General features: G+C 71.4%; 16 protein-coding genes, 3 tRNA genes and 1 pseudogene. 13 read left to right on the top strand and 7 right to left on the bottom strand.

Translation table 11 applies throughout. The features are described 5' to 3' along the window. Positions 1-123 precede the first annotated feature (123 nt). From ACZ7DE_RS06495 to ACZ7DE_RS06485, 3 genes are read left to right on the top strand one after another with little or no spacing between them, the layout of a single operon-like run. Positions 124-1,668, top strand: coding sequence for an amino acid adenylation domain-containing protein (locus ACZ7DE_RS06495; protein WP_470758593.1), 1,545 nt, complete (start codon positions 124-126; stop codon positions 1,666-1,668). After that, on the top strand, positions 1,665-2,912 hold the full coding sequence (locus ACZ7DE_RS06490; RefSeq protein ID WP_470758592.1) for a ferredoxin reductase domain-containing protein: 1,248 nt from the start codon (positions 1,665-1,667) through the stop codon (positions 2,910-2,912). The genes ACZ7DE_RS06495 and ACZ7DE_RS06490 overlap by 4 nt, the downstream gene beginning before the upstream one ends. Positions 2,913-2,928: 16 nt before the next feature. Further along, positions 2,929-3,702 (top strand): enoyl-CoA hydratase-related protein, encoded by a 774-nt coding sequence (locus ACZ7DE_RS06485; protein WP_470758591.1) that lies wholly within the window; start codon positions 2,929-2,931, stop codon positions 3,700-3,702. A gap of 151 nt (positions 3,703-3,853) precedes the next feature. Here ACZ7DE_RS06485 and ACZ7DE_RS06480 read toward each other — a convergent pair whose 3' ends face one another. Next, the gene (locus tag ACZ7DE_RS06480; protein ID WP_470758590.1) at positions 3,854-4,531 is read right to left on the bottom strand and encodes a SanA/YdcF family protein; all 678 of its coding nucleotides are present in this window, start codon (positions 4,529-4,531) and stop codon (positions 3,854-3,856) included. Positions 4,532-4,712: 181 nt separating this feature from the next. On the opposite strand from ACZ7DE_RS06480, the gene ACZ7DE_RS06475 reads away from it, so the two are divergent. The 5 genes from ACZ7DE_RS06475 to ACZ7DE_RS06455 all read left to right on the top strand — a co-directional run bounded on the left by ACZ7DE_RS06475 (position 4,713) and on the right by ACZ7DE_RS06455 (position 11,510). Next, a complete protein-coding gene (locus ACZ7DE_RS06475; protein ID WP_470758589.1) occupies positions 4,713-5,492 on the top strand; it encodes a sirohydrochlorin chelatase in 780 nt (259 codons plus the stop codon). A 70-nt stretch (positions 5,493-5,562) separates the two neighbouring features. Beyond that, a complete protein-coding gene (locus ACZ7DE_RS06470; RefSeq protein ID WP_470758588.1) occupies positions 5,563-6,822 on the top strand; it encodes a deoxyguanosinetriphosphate triphosphohydrolase in 1,260 nt (419 codons plus the stop codon). A 162-nt stretch (positions 6,823-6,984) separates the two neighbouring features. Further along, entirely contained in the window at positions 6,985-8,250 is a 1,266-nt protein-coding gene (locus tag ACZ7DE_RS06465) for an NAD(P)/FAD-dependent oxidoreductase (protein WP_470758587.1), read from the top strand. Positions 8,251-8,279: 29 nt separating this feature from the next. Further along, complete coding sequence (gene dnaG, locus ACZ7DE_RS06460; RefSeq protein WP_470758586.1) at positions 8,280-10,178, top strand: DNA primase; 1,899 nt, start codon at positions 8,280-8,282, stop codon at positions 10,176-10,178. Positions 10,179-10,337: 159 nt separating this feature from the next. Further along, on the top strand, positions 10,338-11,510 hold the full coding sequence (locus ACZ7DE_RS06455) for an RNA polymerase sigma factor (protein WP_470758985.1): 1,173 nt from the start codon (positions 10,338-10,340) through the stop codon (positions 11,508-11,510). Positions 11,511-11,589: 79 nt separating this feature from the next. On the opposite strand, the gene ACZ7DE_RS06450 is transcribed toward ACZ7DE_RS06455, so the two are convergent. The 4 genes from ACZ7DE_RS06450 to ACZ7DE_RS06435 form a co-directional block, all read right to left on the bottom strand. Then, on the bottom strand, positions 11,590-13,518 hold the full coding sequence (locus tag ACZ7DE_RS06450) for an ABC transporter ATP-binding protein (protein WP_470758585.1): 1,929 nt from the start codon (positions 13,516-13,518) through the stop codon (positions 11,590-11,592). Further along, positions 13,518-15,251, bottom strand: a complete 1,734-nt coding sequence (locus ACZ7DE_RS06445; protein ID WP_470758584.1) for an ABC transporter ATP-binding protein — start codon at positions 15,249-15,251, stop codon at positions 13,518-13,520. The genes ACZ7DE_RS06450 and ACZ7DE_RS06445 overlap by 1 nt, the downstream gene beginning before the upstream one ends. A 206-nt stretch (positions 15,252-15,457) precedes the next feature. Continuing rightward, positions 15,458-16,912 carry a xylulokinase gene (locus ACZ7DE_RS06440; RefSeq protein WP_470758583.1) on the bottom strand — a complete coding sequence of 485 codons (1,455 nt, stop codon included), beginning with the start codon at positions 16,910-16,912 and terminating at the stop codon, positions 15,458-15,460. A gap of 182 nt (positions 16,913-17,094) precedes the next feature. Then, the gene (locus tag ACZ7DE_RS06435; protein ID WP_470758582.1) at positions 17,095-17,400 is read right to left on the bottom strand and encodes a YtxH domain-containing protein; all 306 of its coding nucleotides are present in this window, start codon (positions 17,398-17,400) and stop codon (positions 17,095-17,097) included. Between the two features lie 158 nt (positions 17,401-17,558). On the opposite strand from ACZ7DE_RS06435, the gene ACZ7DE_RS06430 reads away from it, so the two are divergent. The 4 genes from ACZ7DE_RS06430 to ACZ7DE_RS06415 all read left to right on the top strand — a co-directional run bounded on the left by ACZ7DE_RS06430 (position 17,559) and on the right by ACZ7DE_RS06415 (position 18,856). Then, positions 17,559-17,631: transfer RNA gene (locus tag ACZ7DE_RS06430), tRNA-Asn, on the top strand. Positions 17,632-17,636: 5 nt separating this feature from the next. Further along, positions 17,637-17,709 (top strand) — tRNA-Asn (locus tag ACZ7DE_RS06425). Between the two features lie 180 nt (positions 17,710-17,889). Beyond that, positions 17,890-17,963, top strand: a tRNA-Ile gene (locus ACZ7DE_RS06420). A 515-nt stretch (positions 17,964-18,478) separates the two neighbouring features. Continuing rightward, entirely contained in the window at positions 18,479-18,856 is a 378-nt protein-coding gene (locus tag ACZ7DE_RS06415; RefSeq protein ID WP_470758581.1) for a hypothetical protein, read from the top strand. 205 nt (positions 18,857-19,061) lie between these two features. Here ACZ7DE_RS06415 and ACZ7DE_RS06410 read toward each other — a convergent pair whose 3' ends face one another. Together ACZ7DE_RS06410 and ACZ7DE_RS06405 are read right to left on the bottom strand one after the other, a co-directional pair. Next, entirely contained in the window at positions 19,062-19,475 is a 414-nt protein-coding gene (locus tag ACZ7DE_RS06410) for a PIN domain-containing protein (RefSeq protein WP_470758580.1), read from the bottom strand. After that, entirely contained in the window at positions 19,472-19,729 is a 258-nt protein-coding gene (locus tag ACZ7DE_RS06405; RefSeq protein WP_470758579.1) for a type II toxin-antitoxin system VapB family antitoxin, read from the bottom strand. Before ACZ7DE_RS06405 ends, ACZ7DE_RS06410 begins: the two co-directional genes overlap by 4 nt. Before the next feature lie 168 nt (positions 19,730-19,897). On the opposite strand from ACZ7DE_RS06405, the pseudogene ACZ7DE_RS06400 reads away from it, so the two are divergent. Continuing rightward, positions 19,898-20,179: pseudogene (locus ACZ7DE_RS06400) on the top strand (IS701 family transposase); the annotation flags it as partial. Positions 20,180-20,397 lie beyond the last annotated feature (218 nt).

The following is a 20,397-nucleotide window of genomic DNA, read 5'->3' as shown; positions in this document are numbered from 1 at the left end:
AGTACAGTCGACGCTCATCTCCTGCACGGCATCGCACGACCCCGCACGGCGTTCGAAATCCCGGGCATGTCGCCGTCCCCGGACATGTCACCGACACTCGACGCAGCCTGGAGGTCCCCCGACATGCCTCTGCGCCATCTCACCCCCCACGACCAGCGCCTCTTCCGGAAGTTCGGCCACGGCCCGACCGTCCCCGTCCCGGACCCGCTGATCCACCACGCGGTCGAACGGCACGCCGCCGCAACCCCGCACGCGATCGCCGCCGAACACCGGGGCGCGACCCTCACCTACGCCGAGCTGAACCGCCGGGCCGACGCCCTCGCCGTCCGCCTGGCCCGCGAGGGCGTCGGCCCCGGCGACCACGTCGGCCTCTTCGTCCGCCGCTCGACGGCCATGGTCGTGGGCCTGCTCGGCATCCTGAAGGCGGGCGCGGCCTACGTCCCCCAGGACGTCGGCATCACGCCCAGGACCCAGCTCGAGCACGTGGTCCGCACCGCCGCCACCTCCGTCGTCCTCACCCGGTGCGAGGACGCGCCGGCGATCCCGGCCGGCCCGCGGGTGATCGCCCTCGACGACCCGCTCGACCCGCTCGACGCCCCTCTCGCCCCCGCCGGGGCTCCCCGCCCGCGTCCCCGCGTCGCCCCCGACGACGGCTGCTACATCCTGTTCACCTCCGGCACCACCGGCCGCCCCAATGGTGTGGAGGTCACCCACCGCAATGTGGCCAACCTCCTCCTCACCAGCCCCGGATCCCTCGGCATCCGCCCCGGCGACCGCGTGGCCCAACTCCTCAACATCGCCTTCGACATGGCCGCCTGGGAGATCCTCGGCTGCCTCTCCCAGGGCGCGACCCTGGTCATCCGGGGCAGGGACATCGCCGCGGCCGCCCGCACGGCCACCGTGCTGATCGCCACCCCGACCGTGCTGTCCGGCATCGACCCGGCGGCCTGTCCCCGGGTGCGCGCGGTGGCCGTCGCCGGGGAGCCCTGCCCGCGCCCGCTGGCCGACCGCTGGGCCCGCCGCGCGGAGTTCTTCAACTGCTGCGGCCCCACCGAGACGACCATCGTCAACACGATGAGCCGCCACGACCCGGCCGCCCCGCTGCTGACGGTCGGCCGCCCCACCCCCAACAACACCGTCTACGTCCTCGACGCCGACCGCCGCCCCCTGCCCATCGGCGAGGTCGGCGAGATGTGGGCGGGCGGCGTCTGCGTCTCCGCGGGCTACCTCGGCGACGAGCAGCTGAACGCCGAGCGGTACGCCCCCGACCCCTTCCTCGGCGGCGGCCACCGGATGTTCCGCACCCGCGACCTCGGCCGCTGGACCGCCGACGGCGAGCTGGAGCATCTCGGCCGTACCGACGACCAGGTCAAGGTGCGCGGCTTCCGGGTGGAGCTGGATTCCGTGTCGGCGGTCCTGGAGGGCCTGCCCGGCTGTGCCCGCGCGGTGACCCTCCGGCGCGACGCCCGCACGCTGGTGTCCTTCGTCTGCCCGGCGGACGTCGACCCGGCCGCGGCCCGTCGCGCGGTCGCCGAGGCGCTGCCGTACTACTGCGTGCCCGAGAATGTCATGCCCCTGACATTCCTGCCGGAGACGGACCGCGGCAAGATCGACAAGCAGGCCCTGCTGCGACTGGCCCGGGAACGGACCGCGGTGGGCGCCCGGTGACCACCTCACTGAACCGGCCGGAGACGGAACTGCCGCCGCCCGTGCCGAAACTCCGCCGGCTGCTCAAACACCCCCGGCTGATGCACCACAACCGCCTGGCGGCCCTGGTCGTCGTCCTCAACGTGGCGTACGCGTACGCGGGCCGGCCCCTGCCCGAGCGGTCCCTCGGCCACGCCGCCCTCGCCAACCTCGCGCTGGCCGTCCTGATCCGCCAGCAGTACGTCGTCAACCTCCTCTTCCGGCTGGCGACCTCGGCCCCGACCCACTGGCCGCTGCGGCTGCGCTGGACACTCGGGAAGGTCTACCACTTCGGCGGACTGCACGTGGGCGGGGCGCTGGCGGGAACGGCGTGGTTCCTGACGCTGACGCTGAGGACGGCCGACGGCCCCCTCATGGCGGTGAACTGGACGCTGCTCGCCCTCCTCGCGGTGATCGTGGGGACGGCCCTGCCCCCCTTCCGCTCCCGCCACCACGACGCGTTCGAGAGGATCCACCGCTTCGGCGGCTGGAGCGCCCTCGCCCTCTTCTGGGCGCACACCCTGATGGCGGCGCCGGGCCCCCTGGCCGTGTCGGTCCTCGCGCTCGTGACGTTCAGCGTGGCGCTGCCCTGGCTGCGGCTGCGCAGGGTCGACGTCCGCACCGAACGCCCCTCCCCGCACGTGGTGTTGGCCCGCTTCGACTACGGCGAGACCCCGTTCGCCGGCTCCTCGACGGCGATCAGCCGCAGCCCGCTCAAGGAATGGCACTCCTTCGCCAACGTCCCGGCCCCCGGCGAGTCCGGCTTCCGGCTCACGATCTCGCGGGCGGGCGACTGGACCGGCTCCTTCATCGACGACCCGCCGTCGACGGTGTGGACGAAGGGCATCACCACCGCCGGTGTCGCCAACGTCGAGGTCCTGTTCGAGAAGGTGGTGTACGTGGCGACCGGCAGTGGCATCGGCCCCTGTCTGCCCCACCTGCTGGCCGCCGAGGTCCCCTCCCGCCTGGTCTGGGCGACCCGGGACCCCCGTACGACCTACGGCGACGCCCTCGTCGACGAGATCCTCGCCGTCCAGCCGCAGGCCCTCGTCTGGGACACGTCCCGCGACGGCAAGCCGGACATGGTGGCGCTCGCGTACGCCGCGTACCGCGACTTCGGTGCGGAGGCGGTGATCTGCATCTCCAACAAGAAGACGACCTGGCAGGTGGTGCACGGGCTGGAACGACGCGGCATTCCGGCGTACGGCGCGATCTGGGACTCGTAGGAGGAGGCGGCCACCGGTGACGACGGACAACCTGAAGCTGGAACGTGAGGGCGCGGTCGTGACCGTGCGCCTGCACCGCCCGCACGTGCTCAACGCGCTGAGCTCCGCGCTGCTGGGCGAACTCCTGGAGGTCCTGCGCCCGTTGGACGCGGATCCGGCCGTCGGCTGCTTCGTGGTCACCGGGTCGGAGCGGGCCTTCGCGGCCGGGGCCGACATCCGGGAGATGGCGGGGAAGTCGGCCGTGGAGATGGCGCAGGAGGACTACTTCGCCGCCTGGGAGGAGTTCGCCGATCTGCGCACCCCGAAGATCGCGGCCGTGGGCGGCGTCGCCCTGGGCGGCGGTTGCGAGCTGGCGATGATGTGCGACCTGGTGATCGCGGGGGAGTCGGCGGTGTTCGGCCAGCCGGAGATCAGGCTCGGCGTGATCCCGGGGATCGGCGGCACCCAGCGGCTGACCCGGCTGGTCGGCCGTGCGAAGGCGATGGACCTCGTCCTCACCGGCCGCACGATGGACGCGCGGGAGGCGGAGGCGTGCGGCCTGGTCTCCCGTGTGGTCCCCGACGAGCGGGTCCTGCCCGAGTCACTGGCCGCTGCGGCGACCATCGCCTCGTACGGCCGCACCGCCGTCCGGGCGGCCCGTGAGTGCGTGGACCGCGCCCTGGAGACCGGCCTGCGCGACGGCCTCCGCTACGAACGGCGGGTGTTCCACGCCCTGTTCGCCACCGAGGACCAGAAGGAGGGCATGACCGCGTTCCTGGAGAAACGCCCCCCGACGTTCCGCGGACACTGACACCGCACGAACGAGCGCCGGGTGGCTGTGCGGCCGGGCGGCTGTGGCGCTGCGCTGCTCGGTCGCCCGCCCGCCCAGCCATTCGCCGGCCCAGCCGCTCGGTTGCCCGCCGGCCCAGCCGCTGGGTCGCTCGGCCGGCCGGTGTTCGTGGTCACTTGGCGGCTGCGAGTGCCCGGGGCACGCCCGGTTCCTTCGGGCCGAGGAACCGCGGGTCCGGCTCGAACACCGCGTCCAGCGCGGCCTTGCCCGCCGCGAGGACCTCCCGCGCGCCCCCGTAGTACCAGGTCGCGTCGTGTTTCGCGTCGACGCCGACGCCGTACGACTCCACCCCCGCCGCCTCGCACAGGGCGACGGCCCGCCGTATGTGGAAGCCCTGACTGATCAGCACGGCCCGGTCGACGCCGAAGATCTTCTTGGCCCGCACGCAGGAGTCCCAGGTGTCGAAGCCGGCGTAGTCGCTGACGATGCGCGCGTCCGGCACGCCGTGCCGGGTGAGATAGGTGCGCATGGCGTCGGGCTCGTCGTAGTCCTTCCGGCTGTTGTCGCCGGTGACGAGCACGACCTCGACGCGGTCCTCCCGGTACAGCTTCGCCGCGGCGTCCAGCCGGTGCGCGAGATACGGCGACGGCTCGCCGTCCCACAGACCGGCGCCGAACACCACGGCGACCTCGGTGCGCGGCGCGTCGGCGGTCGTGCCGAGCCGGTCGGCCGTGGACACGTGCAGCCAGGTGGCCGGCAGCAGCGCGAGCACGCACCCGGCCATCACGGCCTGCACCAGTCGGCGCCGTCCGGCGCGGGTGCGCGGCAGCCGCGGTCGACGGATGTGCATACGGTGTCCCCCCAGGTCGACAACCCGTTCCGGCCTGGGAAGACGCGTCGGACGGCGATCCGGTTCGGTCCCGCGGTGCGAGCCGCGTCTCACAGCGCCCCCACGGCCGCGGTGAACGGCCGGAAAACAGTCGTGACGGTCAGGCAACGGGGGTGCAACCTCGTGCCGTCAGGATCGGTGCATGAGCCAGCCAAGCCTCGTCCAGCTCGACGCCCGCCGACGCCCCGGCCAGCCCGCGCTGGTCGTGGTCGCGCACGGCAGCCGTGACCCGCGTGCGCTGAGCACCGTGCGCGCCCTCCTGGACGGCGTCCGCGAACGCCGGCCCGGCCTGCAGGTGAGCCTCGGCCACATCGAGCTAAACGAGCCCCTCCTGACGGACACCCTCGCCGCGCTCGACGCCCGGGACACGGCGGACGCCGTCCTGGTCCCGCTGCTCCTGGCCCGCGGCTACCACGTCAAGCGGGACATCCCCGAGATGGCGGCGGCGGCCCGGGTGCGCACGCGCGTGGCCGCGCCGCTGGGCCCGCACCCCCTGCTGGTCGACGCTCTCCTCACCCGCCTCGTCGAGGCGGGCTGGCGCACGGACATGAGCGAGGCGGAGCGCGCCGCGAGCGCGGTCGTCCTCGCCGCTGCGGGCTCCCGCGACCCCGACTCGGCCGTCGACACCCGCCGCACGGCCCAGCTCCTGGCGGAGCGACTGGGCGTCCCGGTGATCCCCGCCTACGCGTCGACGGCGGCCCCGACGGTCCCGACGGCGGTGCGCGCACTGGCGGCCAGGGGCCGCGAGAGGGTCGCGGTCGCCTCCTGCTTCACCGCCCCCGGCCGCTTCGCCACGGAGTGCGCCCAGGCGGCTCCCTGGATCGCGTCGGCGCCCCTGGGCACCCACCCGGCGATGGCCGACCTGCTGCTCCACCGCTACGACCAGGCGCTCGGGGCGGGGGCCGAGAGCAGCGCGGCCTGAAGAGGCCGGCCCGGGAACCCGGCAGTCGCGTAGGCACCCGTTTGTCACTGCCGCCGCTTACTGTCGAGGCATGCCCTATGACTTGCCGTCAACGGAACGCTGGGCGGCGGAGCCCGACAAGCGCCCCGGCCGCACCGCCTTCCAGCGAGACCGCGCCCGCATCCTGCACTCCTCGGCGCTCAGAAGACTCGCGGGCAAAACCCAGGTCGTCACGCCGGGAGCACGCAGCCAGGTGTGGGACGCCACCCCCCGCACCCGCCTCACCCACTCCCTGGAGTGCGCCCAGGTGGGGCGCGAGCTCGGCGCGGCCCTGGGCTGCGACCCGGACCTGGTCGAGGCGGCCTGTCTCTCCCACGACCTCGGCCACCCCCCGTTCGGCCACAACGGCGAACAGGCGCTCAACGACTTCGCGCGGGACTGCGGCGGCTTCGAGGGCAACGCCCAGTCGCTGCGCCTGCTCACCCGCATCGAGCCCAAGCGCTTCACCCCCGAGGGCTCCGTGGGCCTCAACCTCACCCGGGCCGCCCTCGACGCCGCGACCAAGTACCCCTGGCCCCGGGGCGCCCACCCCACCGACCCCGCCTCGCCCAAGTTCGGCGTCTACGACGACGACAGGCCCGTCTTCGACTGGGTCCGCAAGGAGGCCCCCGGCACGCGCACGTGCTTCGAGGCGCAGGTCATGGACTGGGCGGACGACGTGGCGTACTCGGTGCACGACGTGGAGGACGGCCTGCACGCGGGACACCTCGACCCCAACTGCCTGCACGCCGAGCCCGAACGCCAGGAGGTCTTCCGGGTCGCCGTCGGACGGTACGTGCCGGCCGACACCGACCCGGCCGAACTCGCCGCCGCCCTCGACCGCCTCCAGGACCAGGAGTGGTGGCCGCACGGCTACGACGGCTCCGCCACCGCCCAGGCCCGCCTGAAGGACGCCACCAGCCAGCTCATCGGCCGCTTCTGCCTCGCCGCCGAGGGCGCCACCCGCGCCCGGCACGGCTCGGGCCCCCTCACCCGCTACGACGCCGAACTCGTCGTACCGCACGAGACCCGGCTGGAGTGCGCCGTCCTCAAGGCGGTCGCCGACCGTTACGTCATGCAGCGCGCCGAGCAGGAGCTCCTGCGGGCCGACCAGCGCGTCGTCATCGCCGAGCTCGCCGAGGCCCTCACGGCCCGCGCCCCAGATGGCCTCGACCCCCAGTTCCGCGCCCTGTTCGACCAGGCCCCCGACGACCGCGCCCGCAAACGCGTCGTCGTGGACCAGATCGCCTCCCTCACCGACGCGTCGGCCCGCTCGCTTCACACGCGGCTGACGGGGCACAAGAGAACCTGATCCGGACGTGCCCGGTGCGCCCAAACGGGCCCGAACGGGCCCCGGCGCGCCTTGATCGGGCACGTCCCCCTTCCCCCATCACGTCCCGTGCGGGACGCTCGCATGTGGCGGATCGCACAGTGCTGTCTGGGACTCCCCCAGACGCCGTTAGGAGGCATTCACGTGGTCGACGCGGATCAGACATTCGTCATCGTCGGAGGAGGCCTGGCCGGCGCCAAGGCGGCCGAGACGCTGAGGGCGGAGGGCTTCACCGGCCGCGTGATACTGATCTGCGACGAACGCGACCACCCCTACGAGCGGCCCCCGCTGTCCAAGGGCTACCTGCTCGGCAAGGACAGCCGCGAGAGCGTCTTCGTGCACGAGCCCGCCTGGTACGCGCAGAACGACATCGAGCTGCACCTGGGCCAGACCGTCGACGCGATCGACCGCGCCGCGAAGACGGTCCGCTTCGGCGACGACGGCACGCTCGCCCACTACGACAAACTGCTCCTCGCCACCGGCGCCGAACCCCGCCGCCTCGACATCCCCGGCACCGACCTCGCGGGCGTGCACCACCTGCGCCGGCTCGCGCACGCCGAGCGCCTCAAGGGCGTCCTGGCCGCCCTCGGCCGCGACAACGGGCACATCGTGATCGCCGGCGGCGGCTGGATCGGCCTGGAGATCGCCGCAGCGGCCCGCGAGTACGGCGCCGAGGTCACCGTCGTCGAGCCGGAGCCCACCCCGCTGTACGGCGTCCTCGGCCCCGAGCTGGGCAGCCTCTTCGCCGACCTGCACCGCGAGCACGGGGTCCGCTTCCACTTCGGCGCCCGGCTCACCGAGATCGTCGGCCAGGACGGCATGGTCCTGGCCGCCCGCACCGACGACGGCGAGGAACACCCGGCCCACGACGTCCTCGCGGCGATCGGAGCGGCCCCGCGGACCGCGCTCGCCGAGGCGGCCGGACTGGAACTGGCCGACCGCGCCCACGGCGGCGGTGTGATGGTGGACGCCTCGCTGCGCACCTCCGACCCCGACGTCTACGCGGCCGGCGACGTCGCGTCCTTCCCGCACGGCCTCTTCGACACCCGGCTGCGCGTCGAGCACTGGGCCAACGCCCTCAACGGCGGCCCGGCGGCCGCCCGCGCGATGCTCGGCAAGGAGGTCGCCTACGACCGCGTGCCCTACTTCTTCTCCGACCAGTACGACCTGGGCATGGAGTACAGCGGCTGGGCCCCACCGGGAACGTACGACGAGGTGGTGATCCGCGGCGACGCGGGAAAGCGCGAGTTCATCGCGTTCTGGGTGAAGGAGGGGAGGGTGCTGGCCGGGATGAACGTCAACGTGTGGGACGTCACAGAGCCGATCCAGCGCCTGATCACCGCACGCACCCCGGTGAACACGGAGGCGCTGGCCGACCCGCACGTCCCCCTGGAAACGCTTCTCTCATAGCTGTCGGCGCACCCCCGTAGAATCACCTCGTGGCAGGACGGATCAACGACGAGGACGTGAAGGCGGTTCGGGACGCGGTCCCGATCGACGCCGTCGTGTCCGAGTACCTCCAGCTGCGCAACGCGGGCGGCGGCAACCTCAAGGGCCTGTGCCCCTTCCACGACGAGAAGTCGCCCTCCTTCCAGGTCAGCCCGAGCAAGGGGCTCTTCCACTGCTTCGGCTGCCAGGAGGGCGGCGACACCATCACGTTCGTGATGAAGGTCGACCACCTCACCTTCTCCGAGGCGGTCGAGCGTCTCGCCGCCCAGGCCGGCATCACCCTGCGCTACGAGGAGGGCGGCTACAACCCCGCCCACCAGCGCGGCGAACGCATCCGCCTGGTCGAGGCCCACAAGGTCGCCGCCGAGTGGTACGCGGAACAGCTCGCCGTCAGCCCCGAGGCCGACACCGGCCGGATCTTCCTCGCCGAGCGCGGCTTCGACCAGACCGCCGCGCTCCATTTCGGCGTCGGCTACAGCCCCCAGGGCTGGGACCACCTCACCCGCTTCCTGCGCGGCAAGGGCTTCACCGACAAGGAGATCCTGCTCTCCGGGCTCGCCCAGGAGGGCCGCCGCGGACCCATCGACCGCTTCCGGGGCCGGCTGATGTGGCCCATCCGCGACATCGGCGGAGAGGTCGTCGGCTTCGGCGCCCGCAAGCTCTACGAGGCGGACAACGGGCCGAAGTACCTGAACACTCCCGACACGGCGATCTACAAGAAGTCCCAGGTGCTGTACGGCATCGACCTCGCCAAGCAGCACATCGCCAAGACCAGCCGGGCCGTCGTCGTCGAGGGCTACACCGACGTCATGGCCTGCCACCTCGCCGGCGTCACCACCGCCATCGCGACCTGCGGCACGGCCTTCGGCGGCGACCACATCAAGATCCTGCGCCGACTGCTGATGGACAACGGCAGCGCCCGCGTCATCTTCACCTTCGACGGCGACGCGGCCGGCCAGAAGGCGGCCCTGCGCGCCTTCGAGGACGACCAGAAGTTCGCCGCCGAGACGTACATCGCCATCGCCCCCGACGGCATGGACCCCTGCGACCTGCGCCTCGCCAAGGGCGACGAGGCGGTCGCCGACCTCGTCGAACCCCGCACGCCCCTCTTCGAGTTCGCGCTCCGCCAGATCGTCGTCCGCTACGACCTCGACACCCCGGCGGGGCGTGCCGCCGCCCTCGACGAGGCCGCGCCCATCGTCGCCCGCATCAAGAACAGCGGCGCCCAGCACGAGGTCGCCGTCCAACTGGCCGGCATGCTCGGCATCCTGGACACCCAGTTCGTCGTCAAGCGCGTCGCCCAGCTGGCCCGTTGGGCCCGTGACCGCGGCGGCAAGGGCCCCGCCCCGGCCGGCCGGGGCCCCCAGCCCTACGACTCCGCGCCCCGGCCCGCCGTCGGCGGCCCCGCGCTCAACCTGCGCAACGCCGTCTACGCCACCGAGCGCGAGCTGCTCAAACTCGCCCTGCAGCGCCCCGAACTGGTCTCACCCGCCTTCGACGCGTACGGCGTCGACGAGTTCACCGCCGCCCCCTACGCCGCCGTACGCCAGGCGATCCAGGACGCGGGCGGCGCCGAGTGGGGCGTCAAGGACGGACCGGAGTACCTGGTACGGGTCCGCGAGGCCGCGCCCGACGACGCGGTCCGGGCGATGGTGACCGAGCTCGCCGTCGAGGCGATCATGCGCCGCACGGTCGACGAGAACTACGCGGGCGAGCAACTGGTGACCGTGCGTCGCAGGGCCGTGAGCCGACGGCTCACCGAGCTGCAGAGCACGCTGGCCCGGCTCGGCCACACGGACCCGGCCCAGTCCGCCGCCGTCCAGAACGAGATGATGATCCTGACCAGGTACGACAGGGCACTGCAGCATGAGGGCCCGTCCGCGCTCTGAGCAGCCGCCCGCGGCGGGGTATCCGCGTGGTCACGGTCCGGACGCAAAAAGTCACCGCACGCCCCTCGTGGCGAGGTTGTGTCGTACCCCACACTGGGTCCCGGTGCCTGAGTCCTCGGAGCGGCCCCCGGTGTACCGCCGCCGCTCACCTCAGCAGCGATCATCCTGGAGGTCGCCCCCGTGCAGACCCAGACCCTGACCCAGACCGACCGCACTGCCGACAGCCCGACCGACGGCGCGGATCCGGACGCCGACAGCGACGTCCTCGCCGCGGTCCCGCCGCAGAACCGAGCCGCGCACCACCCCGAGATCGAGCCCGCGCCCGAGGCCGCCGATCCGCCCGCCGAGGCACTCGAGGAGAGCCCCGAACCGGAGCCCGTCGAGACCCCGCCGCCCCGTGCCCGGGTGACCGACAGCGGCAGCCCCTCCTCGGACCTGTTCCGCCAGTACCTGCGCGAGATCGGCCGGATTCCGCTGCTCACCGCGGCCGAGGAGGTCGAGCTGGCCCGTCGCGTGGAGGCGGGCCTGTTCGCCGAGGAGAGACTGAGCAGCGCGCCCGACCTGGACAGCGAACTGGCCCTCGACCTCGACCGGCTGGTCGTCATGGGACGGATGGCCAAGCGTCGCCTCATCGAGGCGAACCTCCGGCTCGTCGTCTCCGTCGCCAAACGCTACGTCGGCCGCGGCCTCACCATGCTCGACCTCGTGCAGGAGGGCAACCTCGGCCTGATCCGGGCGGTCGAGAAGTTCGACTACGCCCGTGGCTACAAGTTCTCCACCTACGCCACCTGGTGGATCCGGCAGGCCATGTCCCGCGCGCTCGCCGACCAGGCCCGCACCATCCGCGTTCCGGTCCATGTCGTCGAGCTCATCAACCGGGTCGTCCGCGTCCAGCGCCGCATGCTCCAGGAACGCGGCTACGAGCCCACCGCCGAAGAGGTCGCCGGGCAGCTGGACCTCCCGCCCGAGCGCGTCGGCGAGGTCCTGCGCCTGGCCCAGGAACCGGTCTCCCTGCACGCCCCGGTGGGCGAGGAGGACGACGTGGCCCTCGGCGACCTCATCGAGGACGGCGACGCGGCCAGCCCCGTCGAGTCGGCGGCCTTCCTGCTGCTGCGCGAGCACCTGGACGCCGTGCTCTCCACGCTCGGCGAACGCGAGCGCAAGGTCGTCCAGCTGCGCTACGGGCTGGCGGACGGCCGGCCGCGCACGCTGGAGGAGATCGGCCGCATCTTCGGCGTGACGCGCGAGCGGATCCGGCAGATCGAGTCGAAGACCCTCAACAAGCTGCGCGACCACGCCTTCGCGGACCAACTGCGCGGCTATCTGGACTGAGCCGCCGGCGCATACGGCGGGGCCGCTCGTCCGTACCCGGTACGAGCGGCCCCCCGGCACAGCGCACGGCCGGCCCCGATCAGTCGACCTCCGCCACCGCCTGCGCGAACTGCGCCTTGTACAGCCGCGCGTAGGCCCCGTCGGCCGCCAGCAGGTCGGCGTGCGCCCCCTGCTCGACGATCGAGCCGTTCTCCATCACCAGGATCGTGTCGGCGTCCCGGATGGTCGACAGCCTGTGCGCGATGACGAACGACGTGCGCCCGTGCGCCAGCTTCGCCATCGCCTTCTGGATCAGCACCTCGGTGCGGGTGTCGACGGAGCTGGTGGCCTCGTCGAGCACCAGGATCGTCGGGTCGGACAGGAACGCCCGCGCGATGGTGATCAGCTGCTTCTCGCCGGCGCTGACCCCGCTGCCCTCGTCGTCGATCACGGTGTCGTAGCCGTCGGGGAGGGTGCGCACGAACCGGTCGGCGTGCGCGGCCCGCGCCGCCTCCTCGATCTCGCCCCGGGTGACCTCCCTGGACGCGCCGTACGCGATGTTCTCCGCGATGGTCCCGCCGAACAGCCAGGTGTCCTGGAGCACCATGCCGATCCCGGCGCGCAGTTCGTCGCGGGACATCCGCGCCACGTCGACGCCGTCGAGCGTGATGCGCCCGCCGGAGACGTCGTAGAACCGCATGAGCAGGTTCACCAGCGTCGTCTTGCCGGCGCCCGTCGGACCGACGATGGCGACCGTGTGACCGGGCTCCACCGTCAGCGACAGGTCCTCGATCAGCGGCTTCTGCGGGTCGTACCGGAAGGACACGCCCTCCAGCGCCACCCGCCCGCGCAGCTCCCCGGGCCGCTCGGCCGCCACCGGATCCGCCTCCTGCTCCTCCGCGTCCAGGAGTTCGAAGATCCGCTCGGCCGAGGCGACGCCCGACTGCACCAGGTTCGCCATCGACGCGACCTGCGTCAGCGGCATCGAGAACTGCCGGGAGTACTGGATGAAGGCCTGCACGTCGCCGATGGAGAGCGAGCCGGACGCGACCCGCAGTCCGCCGACCACCGCCACCAGCACGTAGTTGATGTTCGACACGAACATCATCAGCGGCTGCATGACCCCGCTGTTGAACTGCGCCTTGAACCCGGCCTCGTACAGCGCCTCGTTCTGCTCGGCGAACTGCTCGGCCGACTCCGCCTGACGGCCGAACACCTTCACCAGCGTGTGACCGGTGTACATCTCCTCGATGTGCGCGTTGAGCTTGCCGGTGGAGCGCCACTGCTGCACGAAGTGCGGCTGCGACCGCTTGCCCACGCGCGTGGCGACGACCGCCGACAGCGGCACCGTCACCAGTGCGACCAGCGCGAGCAGCCAGGACACCCAGAACATCATCGCCAGCACGCCGATGATGGTCAGCAGGGAGTTGATGAGCTGCCCCATCGACTGCTGGAGCGTCTGCCCGATGTTGTCGATGTCGTTGGTCGCCCGGGAGAGGACCTCGCCGCGCTGGCGTTTGTCGAAGTACGACAGCGGCAGCCGCGACAGCTTCGTCTGCACGTCCTCGCGCATCCGGAACATCGTGCGGTTGACGGCCTTGTTGACCAGGCGCGTCGCCACCGCCATCAGCAGGCCGGCGACCAGGAACACCCCGAACGCGAACAGCAGGACCTCGCCGACCGACCCGAAGTCGATGCCCTTGCCGGGCGTGAAGTCGGTGCTCCTGAGCATGTCGGCGACACCGTCGTCGCCGCGCTCCCGCATCGAGTCGAGGACCTGCTCCTTGGTCGCCCCGGCCGGCATCTCCCGGCCGACGATGCCCGCGAAGACCAGGTCGGTGGCCTTGCCGAGGATCTTCGGCCCCACCACGTTGAGACCGACGCTCAGCACCACGCAGAACAGCATCGCGTAGAGCGTGAGCCGTTCCGGCTTGAAGTGGGCGAGCAGCCGCCTGCCGGACACCTTGAAGTCCAGCGAACGGTTCTCGGGACCGGCGCCGGCCATCATGCGTCCCATGGGCCCGGCCATCAGGCAGCCTCCGCTTCCGTGAGCTGGGAGAGCACGATCTCCCGGTAGGTCTCGTTGTCCGCCATGAGCTCGTGGTGCGAGCCCGTGCCGACGACCCGGCCCTCGTCGAGGACGATGATCCGGTCGGCGTCGCGGATGGTCGACACACGCTGGGCGACGATCACCACGGTCGCCTCCGCGGTCTCCCGGCCGAGCGCCGCCCGCAGGGCCGCGTCGGTGGCGTAGTCGAGCGCGGAGAAGGAGTCGTCGAACAGGTAGATCTCCGGCCGCTGCACGAGCGTACGGGCGATGGCCAGCCGCTGCCGCTGACCTCCGGAGACGTTCGTCCCGCCCTGCGCGATGGGGGAGTCGAGCCCGTTCTCCAGCTTGCTCACGAAGTCCTTGGCCTGCGCCACCTCCAGCGCGTGCCACAGCTCCTCGTCGGTGGCGTCCGGGTTGCCGTACCGCAGGTTGGTGGCGACCGTGCCGGCGAACAGGTACGGCTTCTGCGGCACCAGTCCGACGGTCCGGGCCAGCAGGGTGGGCTCGACCTCGGCCACCGGCACCCCGTCGACGAGCACCTCGCCCTCGGTGGCGTCGAACAGCCGGGGCACCAGCCCGAGCAGCGTGGACTTGCCGCTGCCGGTCGAGCCGATCACGGCCGTCGTCTCACCGGGCCGCGCCACCAGGTCGACGGCCTTGAGGACGGGCTCCTCGGCGCCCGGATAGCGGAAGCCCGCCCCACGGATCTCCAGGTGCCCGTGCCGGCGCAGCTCGGTGACGGGCGCCACCGGCGGCACGACGGACGAGGAGGTGTCCAGGACCTCCTGGATGCGCTCGGCGCACACCTCCGCGCGCGGCACCATCATGAACATGAAGGTGGCCATCATCACGGACATCACGATCTGCATGAGATAGGCGAGGAAGGCCGTCAGATCGCCGATCTGCATGCCGCCGCTGTCGATGCGGTGCGCGCCGAACCAGACCACCGCGATCGACGACAGGTTCACCGTGGTCATGACCACCGGGAACATCAGCGCGAGCAGGTTGCCGGTCTTCAGCGAGATGCCGGTGAGGTCGGAGTTGGCCTTCCGGAACCGCTGCTGCTCGTACTCGTCGCGGACGAAGGCGCGGATCACCCGGTTGCCGGTGATCTGCTCGCGCAGCACCCGGTTCACGGTGTCCAGCTTCACCTGCATGGACCGGAACAGCGGCCGCAGCCGGCGCACGATCAGCGTCACGCAGATGCCCAGGGTCGGCACCACGGCGACCAGCACCGCGGACAGCGGCACGTCCAGGCCGAGCGCCAGCACGATGCCGCCCACGCACATGATGGGCGCCGACACCATCAGCGTGAACGCCATCAGGGTCAGCATCTGGACCTGTTGGACGTCGTTGGTCGTCCGGGTGATCAGCGAGGGCGCGCCGAAGTGGCCGACCTCCCGTGCGGAGAAGGACTGCACCCGGTCGAAGACGGCCGCCCGCACGTCCCGGCCGAGAGCCGCCGCGGTCCGGGCGCCGTAGTACACGGCGCCGATGTTGCACACGACCTGCGCCAGCGAGACGGCGATCATCACGCCGCCGAAGGACAGGATGTATCCGGTGTCCCCCTCGACGACACCGTTGTCGATGATGTGCGCGTTCAGCGTGGGCAGGTACAGGGTGGCGCAGGTCTGCAGGAACTGCAGCAGCACCAGAAGGGTGATGGGTTTTCGGTGGGGCCTGAGGTAGGTCCTCAGCAGTCGTATGAGCACGCTACGTCTCTCGGAGTCGGCGGGGAGGGGCACTGGTTGCCCCTGGCCCCTATCGTCCGACACTCCACCCGCGTTACCTCAACCGATTAAGCCGACAGCAGTGCTTTTCGCGGCAATCCGGCGCGCGCCGAGATGTGCCGGACGTCCCGGCGCTCCCGATGCATGCGGTACGCGCCCACGTGCGCCTTACGCTCGAAATGCTCCCGTTATGCGCGGAACGCTCCCGGATGCGTCTGTTCCCGCACCGAGACGAACTGCTGGCGCACCGCCTGCCCCACGGCCAGCTCCTCGCCCGGATCCAGGACCTGCGCCGCCGCCCCCTGCCAGGCCGGCGGCGTCCGCGGATCGAGGGTCCCCTGCGAGACGCCGAGCGCCCACGCGGCCTGCCGGGCAGCCCCGATCGCCGCGTAGTCCGCCGGCTGCGGCACGACCACCTGGGCGCCGAACAGCGCGGGCGCCGCCGCCTGCACGGCCGGCAGCTCCGCCGCGGCCCCGAGCAGGAAGATCCGCCGGACGTCCACGCCCCGCCCGCGCAGCACGTCCAGCGCGTCCGCGAGCCCGCACAGCATCCCCTCGAACGCGGCCCGCGCGAAGTGCTCGGGCTTCATCGACTCGCGTCGCAGCCCGGCCAGCGTCCCGGCGGTGTGCGGCAGGTTCGGGGTCCGCTCGCCCTCCAGGTAGGGCAGCATGACCAGCCCGTGGGACCCCGGCGTCGACTTCATCGCCAGGTCCGACAGCGCCTCCAGGTCGGGCGCCCCGACCAGCTCGGCGGCGCCGCGCAGGGTCCGTACCGCGTTCAGGGTGGTGACGACGGGCAGGTGCATGCCCGTCGCGTCGGCCAGGGAGGTGATCATCCCGCTCTGGTCGACCAGCGCCTCGGGGTGCACGGCCATCACGGAGCCGGAGGCGCCGAGGGACACCACCGCGTCACCGAGCCCGATGCCCAGGCCCAGGGCCGCGGCCATCGTCTCTCCGGTCCCGGCGGAGATCAGCAGCCCTTCCGGTGTTGTGCCGGCTGCCTCGGACGGCCCGATCACGTCGGGCAGCATCGCCTGGTGACCGAGCGCCAGCTCCACGAGATCCGGCCGATAACCGCCGGTGGCGGCCGACCAGTAGCCGGTCCCGGAAGCTCCGCCGCGATCGGTGGTCCGTCGCACGGGCCGTCCGAGCAGCTGCCACACCAGCCAGTCGTGGGCCTGGAGCAACACGGCGGTCCGCGCGGCCGCCTCGGGCTCGTTCTTCGTCAGCCAGCGCAGCTTGGTCACCGGCTGGGCGGCCTGCGGCACGCACCCCACCGCCTGCGCCCACGCCTCACGCCCCCCGAGCGCGTCGACCAGGTCCGCTGCCGCGACCTGAGCGCGCCGGTCCCCGCCGACCATCGCCGGACGCACGGTGTTGCCCTGCGAGTCCAGCGGCACGACGGCGTTCTGCTGCGAGGACACCCCGATGGCCTGCACGCCTTCGAGCAGCCCGCCGCCCGCGGCCTCGCCCAGGGACAGCAGCCAGGCCTGCGGATCGACGTCGGAGGGCCGCCCGCCGCCCTCGGCGCCTTCCACCGGATGCGGCGCGTATCCCTGCCGGAGCACGGCTCCGGTGTCCGCGTCGCAGACGACGATACGAGTGAAATCGGGCGAACTGTCCAACCCGGCGACTATCCCCATGGCGAAAATTCTGCCGCACGCTCCGGTCGGATGTGGTCGTGGAGACCGCGGAGGCCGGTGCGACCTCGCGACCACGGGCCCGTTGTGGCTGGTCGCGCCCATGCGGACGGGGCCGCGGAGCCGCAGATGTCACAGCTCCCGGCCCCGCGGGCGCGGCCCGCACCCCCTGGTCGATGCGTCGACTAGGTGTTGCTCGTACCCCAGTCGTCCGCGGCTGCGCCGTTGGTGTTGCGGTCGCGCAGTGAGCGCACCCGCTGGGACACCGACTCGGGCATCCGCTCGCCGACCTTGTCGCTGACCGCGTGGTACGCCTTGCCCGCGTACTGCCGGCCCTGCTGGGCGGCGGTCTCGGCGGTGTTGCGCACGGTGGGGTTCTGAGCGACGTGCCGGGCCGACTTCTTCAACTGCTCGTAGCGCTCGCGCCCGGCACGCGTGCCCAGTACGTAACCCAGAGCCACTCCGACGACGAACGTGAGCTTGTAGCGCATGACGGCCACCCTTCCCTCGTGTAGGTCCCTGGCACGACATCGGCGCCGGGGGGAACCGATTGGCGGAGCACCCCCCTGCTTGCGCTAATGTATGTGTCGCAGCGAGCGAGCGCCCCCTGGCGAATACCCAGGTAGGCACGTTCGATGCAACGAGGCATTCCTCCGTAGCTCAATTGGCAGAGCAGCCGGCTGTTAACCGGCAGGTTACTGGTTCGAGTCCAGTCGGGGGAGCTCGGTCCTCCGTAGCTCAATTGGCAGAGCAGCCGGCTGTTAACCGGCAGGTTACTGGTTCGAGTCCAGTCGGGGGAGCATCGTGAACGAGGACCCCGTGGGGGTCCTTTTTCATGTCGGTGTCCCGCCGGTGGGAACCGTGCAGGCCAGGGGTGCAGTCCTCGTGGGCGTGCAAGGTCGACCAGCCGAAGCGGGAGATCGTATGAGCGGCTATGCTGCGGCAGACGGCGCGCACACATGTACGCGACACGCCGCTATGGGGCGGTAGCTCAGCCGGTTAGAGCAGCGGACTCATAATCCGTCGGCCGTGGGTTCGAGTCCCACCCGCCCCACTTGTGTAGGTCCCTGACCTGCGGAAACGTTCATTTTTCAGCGTGTCGGACCGTCAACTGCGCCCGGATGGACCGAATCCGCGGCTCGCGAGTCCGGCGACGCCCCCATGTGCAGTGGTCACACCGATCTGACCTGCGCAAACGGGTCGGTTCGAGCCGAGCGACACCCTGAACCAGATGCCGAAGGCGAAATCGGGGACGCTGTGAGGGCGTGGGTATCGCCACTGACCGCCTGTGACGCCGTCCTCGCCGCTGACCGGGACCACAGATGACCTCTCGATACGGTCTACCTCGCGACCGCGTGAGCGGCGGGTACCAGTGGCTCGGCAGAGAGCGAACGGCACCGGGGTGCGGGTATGAGTGTCAGGCCGTCCTTGATCCAGGCCGGGTGCGTGGACTGGGGTTCCCTGCGCTGCGGATGCGGTGGGACGGGAGCCCACATTCCCGAGACCTTCGCTCGTCTCCTGGAGGCGGACACGCCCCGAGGGCTGGCCGAGGCGTCCCTGGAGGGGCACGTGTACGTGCAGTCCCTCCTCTTCGAGGTGGCGGTACCCGTGACTTCCCTGATCGTGGCGGCCCTGACCGAGGAGACGTCCGAAGCGGTCCACATCCGTCTGCTCGACGAGCTCATTTCCTGTGTCGGCGGGGAGTCTCACTGGACCGAAGTCGAGGCCGGCGCACCGGAACTCGGGATCGACTGCCAGATCGCGGCGCGTGAGGGCATTTGGACCCTGTGCAAGGAGTACGCGACTGGTCGGGCCTCGATGGCTCGGACGGTCCTCGACGTGGTGGACGCCGACCGCGAACGGCGAGTATTTCGATGCCAAGCTGATCGACCGGGTCAGAAAGCGGGCGAAACGCTGATGGGGCTCGGCCCCGGACGACGCTCTTGAAGAGGCCCCTGTTCACCCGAACGGGAGTCTTCCAGGCCCGCATTCGCCAACAGCGCCAGACTCCTCCTCCGGCCGGCGTGATCGCGTGTTCCCTGGTTGGCCAGTCATTCCCGTGGCTCGGGCGCTCGGGCTTCGGCTGAGTTCTCGACAGGCCGTCGCCACGGGCCCCCCGTTCCTCATCGCCGACTGTGCGGCTGTGGAGGCTCTACTGCCTCAGGTCGATCTGGCGGACCGGCTGTCCCGTGGTGCGGGCGATGGTGTCGAAGTCGTGGTCGCAGTGGAGCAGTGTGAGCCCCGCTTCCTCGGCGGCGGCAGCCACTAGGAGGTCGACGGGGCCCGCGCTGCGGTGCTCACCCTTGGCGGTCAGCTGTTCCTGGACGACGCGGCTGCGGCGGTAGACGCCGTCCGGCATGGGGCACCAGACGTAGTGGGCGTCGAGTGCCGCCTTCAGACGCGTACGGTCTGCGGCCGAACGGGCTGCGTAGAGGACCTCGAGTTCGGTGATGTCGCAGATCGCGACGAGGCCGGCGCCGATCCTGTCATCCCAGTCGGCCGTGTTCTGGCGGAGCAGGACGCGGGCGAGCGCGGAGGTGTCGATGAGGTAATCGGCGACGGTCACTCATGCGCTCCGGTGTCGGAGGCGGCGTCGGCTGTGCTCGTGGGCCGGTACTTGCTCTTGTTCAGGAGAAGGTCCATGTCCAGCGCGCCGTCGGTCACCAGCTCGCGGGCTTCCTCGAGCGCGCGCAGACGCCGGTAACGGGCCGTGACTTCCCGCAGGGCGGTGTTGATGGTCTCGCGTTTGGTGGTGGTGCCGAGTTCCTTGGCCGCTTCTTCCAAGGCCTCGTCGTCGAGGTCGATCACGGTACGACTCATGGGTGCCCTCCTGTGTATATCAATTAGAGTGTACCAAGATACAAGATCTTTTATATATGGGTCCGTCGATGGATGGGTCGCGCAGGGTGATCGTGACGGATGCCGGCTACGGCCGCAGCGTGTCCTTCCGGCTCGCCTTGGAGGAACGCGACTGGTGAAGCAATCGAGCCCACCGGCTACTGGGTGACCAACCTGCCCGCCACGACCCCCGTCGCCGACCTGGTCCGGTGGGCGAGGATGTGCCGGCGCATCGAACGCGACTGCCGCGAGCTCAAGCACGGCCTGGGCCTGGACCACTTCGAAGGCCGCATCTGGAGAGGCTGACATCATCACGTCGTCCCCCTCGTCACCGCTGCCCAGGCCTTGCTCATCCTCCGGCGGCTCGGCCCAATAGCCCGGAGGCCGGCCTCACCCTCTATCAGGTCTTGGAGGTCCTCCAAGACCTGCTGAGGTGCCGGCCAGCACCTGCACCACCTGCGGCCGTCCACTGAGCACCAGCAGAACCAGAGCCAGAACCTGACCAAGCGACGGCCGGGTCGAGTCGGTAACAGCGCCTGCGGGTCCGGTCGTCGAAGGGCGTGCGGCGCTGCGGGCCTGAGGTGGCCGACTGGTCGAGCCCAGTCTCGACGAGGTCGCGGAAGCCTCCCGGTTCGACGCTCGGGGCGCGG

The organism is Streptomyces sp. NPDC037083 (assembly GCF_055606485.1).
Note: the sequence above shows the minus strand (reverse complement) of the source record. Positions and strands in the feature narration are given on the sequence as shown.